We start from the raw sequence: 3,404 nt of genomic DNA, 5'->3' as shown, positions 1-3,404 counted from the left end.
TTGCCAAATACGCCGCTACGGCTTAGCAACGCTACATATCAAGTCGCTATACGCAATCCGGTTGTCGTTTTTTTATTCTCAATACCGTAAAATCCACAAGTCACGCCCCGTAAAAAAAACGGGGCTACTTGATAAACGATGTAATCGGGATCCAAATTCATAATTAGTACTATTCCCGTTACATCGTTGTTGGATTTTACTATATTTCCATAAAAAAAAGACCAACTGCCCATAGCGCTGCGTTGGCAACAAGCTGAAAAAAATGCAGAAAATTGAATTGAAGTTGACAAAAATAGACCTAAGAAATCTCAATGAATTAATTGAGATTAGTAGAATAACCTATAAAGATTCCTTTTCAAATGATAATACACCTGAAAACATGGAGTCTTATTTAAGTACTTCATTCAATAAAAATAAATTGAAAAAAGAATTGATGGACAACAATTCTGAATTCTATTTCTCAAAGTTTAAAGACGAAACTTCTGGATATTTAAAAGTTAACTTAGGAGATTCTCAAACGGATATAAAGGATGGGAATGGAATGGAATTAGAGAGAATTTATGTATTGGAAAAATTTCAGGGAAAGAAAATTGGACAATTTTTAATAAACCGAGCAATTAGAATAGCGGAAAAAAGAAACGTAGAATATATTTGGTTGGGTGTTTGGGAGAAAAACTCAAAAGCAATTGCATTTTATAAAAAAAATGGATTTAAAATAGTTGGAACTCATCTTTTCAAAATGGGAAATGACATTCAGACGGATTATATAATGAAACGAAAAATATAGCCAGTTGCCAACAACATATAACCGCAATTACGGAGGATTCGACTACATCCGAATCCACTCGGAATTGCTAAAGCCTGTGCTAAACCGAAAATTAACGCAAATTAACCCGTAACTGACGGTTATACGAAACCGTTACCCAACATTTCGAAAAAGCAGAAAGTTTGAATTTAAACTATGTAGAAAACTAAAAAAAAAGAAATGAAATTTTATACCACAATACCGAAAAGCCTAGAACCATTTTATAAAACAGAATTAGAAAACTACCGAACTGAATACGCAAATGGAAATCTTAAAAATGCGTGGAATCATTTGGAACGGGCTCATATAATCGGACAAAAATATCCTTTCGCACATACATTTGTACATTGGAAAATGTTACAATTCGGTGTTAAAATCAAAAGCGGGAAAGAGATTATGGGACAAATTCCTCGACTGATTTTTGGAGGAGTGAAATCGTTTGTTGGTAAAATTCCTGTTGGAAATCCTGGAGGTGCAAATGTTCCGCCTTTAAAACCATTTCCGATTGAAAAAGAGTTGGAAGATATTTTCACCAAAGCAGGAATTGAATTAATCTGAATATAAAAGAGTTCGCAAATGGACCTCACTCAAACGCAATTGTTGTGTTGATGGTCTTACCAGTTTTACGGCTAACTCGGACGGAAAAAACGTTGGGTAACAAAGCCTAAACGTAATGCGGGCTTTTGGGCTAAATCGTAAGGTCTGTGTATATTTATGAAGTCGCTAAATTGAAAATTACGCGTCAGCGAAATATTCAAAATTAGCTCTGTAACAAAAAAAGAAAGAGCAAAACAAAAAGATTTTGCTATGTGCGTGGCGGAAAGCAAACGCTAGTTTGCTCCCTTACTGTTCATAGCTCAAGCGTTGTGCAACATAAAAAAATCATGATAAGATTTAGCCTTTTAATAGTATTATATTCTTTTCTAGTTTCCTGCCAAAATGAGAAAATAGAAAACAAATTCAAAGGCAAGAATTACCTACAAATTGATAATAATAGAATGGCAGCTGAGTGGGAACCAGTTAAAGGAGTAATGTTCGTATGGCCACCAGTAATTCCTAAAGAACTCATTATTGAATTGGCAAAAGACACGCACATTTATCTTTATGTAGATGGACAAGAAGGGGAAATTGAAGCCAAAGAATGGTTTGAAAAATGGAAATTAGACCATCAAAATATAACTTTTATTAATCTAAAAACGAATTGGGAAGTCACTCCTAGAGATTGGGGGCCAAGTGCTGTTTTTACAAATAAAGGAGAAGTTAAAATTACCGATGGTCAGTATAAATATGGATGCCCATCAACAGATATGGTTTGCAATGATTCACTTGAATTTCACATAAGTAGTAGTACTGGAAAAATTTACAAAAGTATTCATGTAGATACAGCAATAGTAACTATTGGAAATAAAATTGGACATGAAGTAATTGATGTTCCCTTTGCAAATACTGGAGGCAATGTGCTAACTGATGGTTTAGGTACCGCGTTTTCCACGTGTGCCTTACTGACAGAAAATAGATATAATGGTGTAAGCGATAATGAGTTTTTTAGGTTAAACGATTCAATCCTTGGACTCTCAACTTATCATATCATTTCAAATTTTGATGAAATGGGTATCCAACATATTGATTGCCTTCTGAAGCTTATTGATGAAGAAACCATTTTAGTTGCTGAACCACCGGTAGACCATAAATTATATAAAATATATGATAACATTGTTAAGAATGAATTATCGAATTTGAAAACAGTATATAATCGTCCATATACAATTCATAGGATTAAAACCGGAGTTTATTATGAAGATGAAGAAGCTGCTTATCTATCAGCATATACCAATTCGATTATTCTTAACAAGAATGTATATGTTCCATTGTTTGGTATTAAAGAAGATGCTTTAGCGTTAAAAACATGGAAGTCTATAATGCCTGGATATACTATCAAAGGATTTGATTATATATTGGAAGACCAACCAATTAAATCTAAATATCATTTTGAGGGTTTTGATGAATTAGGTGTAAAAACTGGATGGCTGTATGAGGATGCCATTCATTGCCGAACAAAAGCGATATGGGATGAAAACAAAATACTTATATCCGTTAAAAAAGTCTTACCCGAAATTAACGTAAACCAAGAAGCTATTCTTTATGCAACTATTATTGACTATGGAAAAGAAGGCTTGTCGACAAAAGAGGTATTTCTTAACTGGAGGATAAAAGGTCAAACTAATTGGAACAGAATAACAATGGACATGGATAACAACCCCAATCATTGGAAGGCTAAATTTATTGAGGGAAGTGAAGGAATGGAAATAGAGTACTATATAGAAGTAAAAGCGAATACTGGAGAAACTCAAACAAGACCTATAACTGCACCAAAAGGATATTATGAATTTAAATACGTTGCAAAACAAAGTATATAAGTAATAGCTTCCAGAAGTCAGCTACTACTCATATACATAGACGATGATGTAGCATTCGCCTGCGTCGACCAAAATCCCTTCATCTCGTACCTCGATTCTCGGTCTTTTGGAAATGCTACATCATCGCAGCGCTACGGCGGCTTGCTAGCCTAATCTAAAATAAATGCTTATTTGCCAAATAC

Annotated in this window: 3 protein-coding genes; all 3 read left to right on the top strand. The window is 34.0% G+C overall.

Annotated features, from left to right (window positions below):
- Positions 1-262 precede the first annotated feature (262 nt).
- The 3 genes from ABJF52_RS05825 to ABJF52_RS05815 all read left to right on the top strand — a co-directional run bounded on the left by ABJF52_RS05825 (position 263) and on the right by ABJF52_RS05815 (position 3,222).
- Complete coding sequence (locus tag ABJF52_RS05825) at positions 263-787, top strand: GNAT family N-acetyltransferase (protein ID WP_348147651.1); 525 nt, start codon at positions 263-265, stop codon at positions 785-787.
- Between the two features lie 198 nt (positions 788-985).
- Positions 986-1,363 (top strand): DUF3703 domain-containing protein, encoded by a 378-nt coding sequence (locus ABJF52_RS05820; protein WP_348147648.1) that lies wholly within the window; start codon positions 986-988, stop codon positions 1,361-1,363.
- Between the two features lie 326 nt (positions 1,364-1,689).
- The gene (locus ABJF52_RS05815; RefSeq protein WP_348147645.1) at positions 1,690-3,222 is read left to right on the top strand and encodes an agmatine deiminase family protein; all 1,533 of its coding nucleotides are present in this window, start codon (positions 1,690-1,692) and stop codon (positions 3,220-3,222) included.
- The last annotated feature ends 182 nt before the right edge of the window (positions 3,223-3,404 follow it).

The organism is Aurantibacter sp. (assembly GCF_039941195.1).
Lineage (GTDB): Bacteria > Bacteroidota > Bacteroidia > Flavobacteriales > Flavobacteriaceae > Aurantibacter_A.
Note: the sequence above shows the minus strand (reverse complement) of the source record. Positions and strands in the feature narration are given on the sequence as shown.

Excerpts from the sequence above, each read along its gene's own strand:
- ABJF52_RS05825 (WP_348147651.1), top strand. The coding sequence starts at position 263 with ATGCAGAAAATTGAATTGAAGTTGACAAAAATAGACCTAAGAAATCTC.
- ABJF52_RS05820 (WP_348147648.1), top strand. The coding sequence starts at position 986 with ATGAAATTTTATACCACAATACCGAAAAGCCTAGAACCATTTTATAAA.
- ABJF52_RS05815 (WP_348147645.1), top strand. The coding sequence starts at position 1,690 with ATGATAAGATTTAGCCTTTTAATAGTATTATATTCTTTTCTAGTTTCC.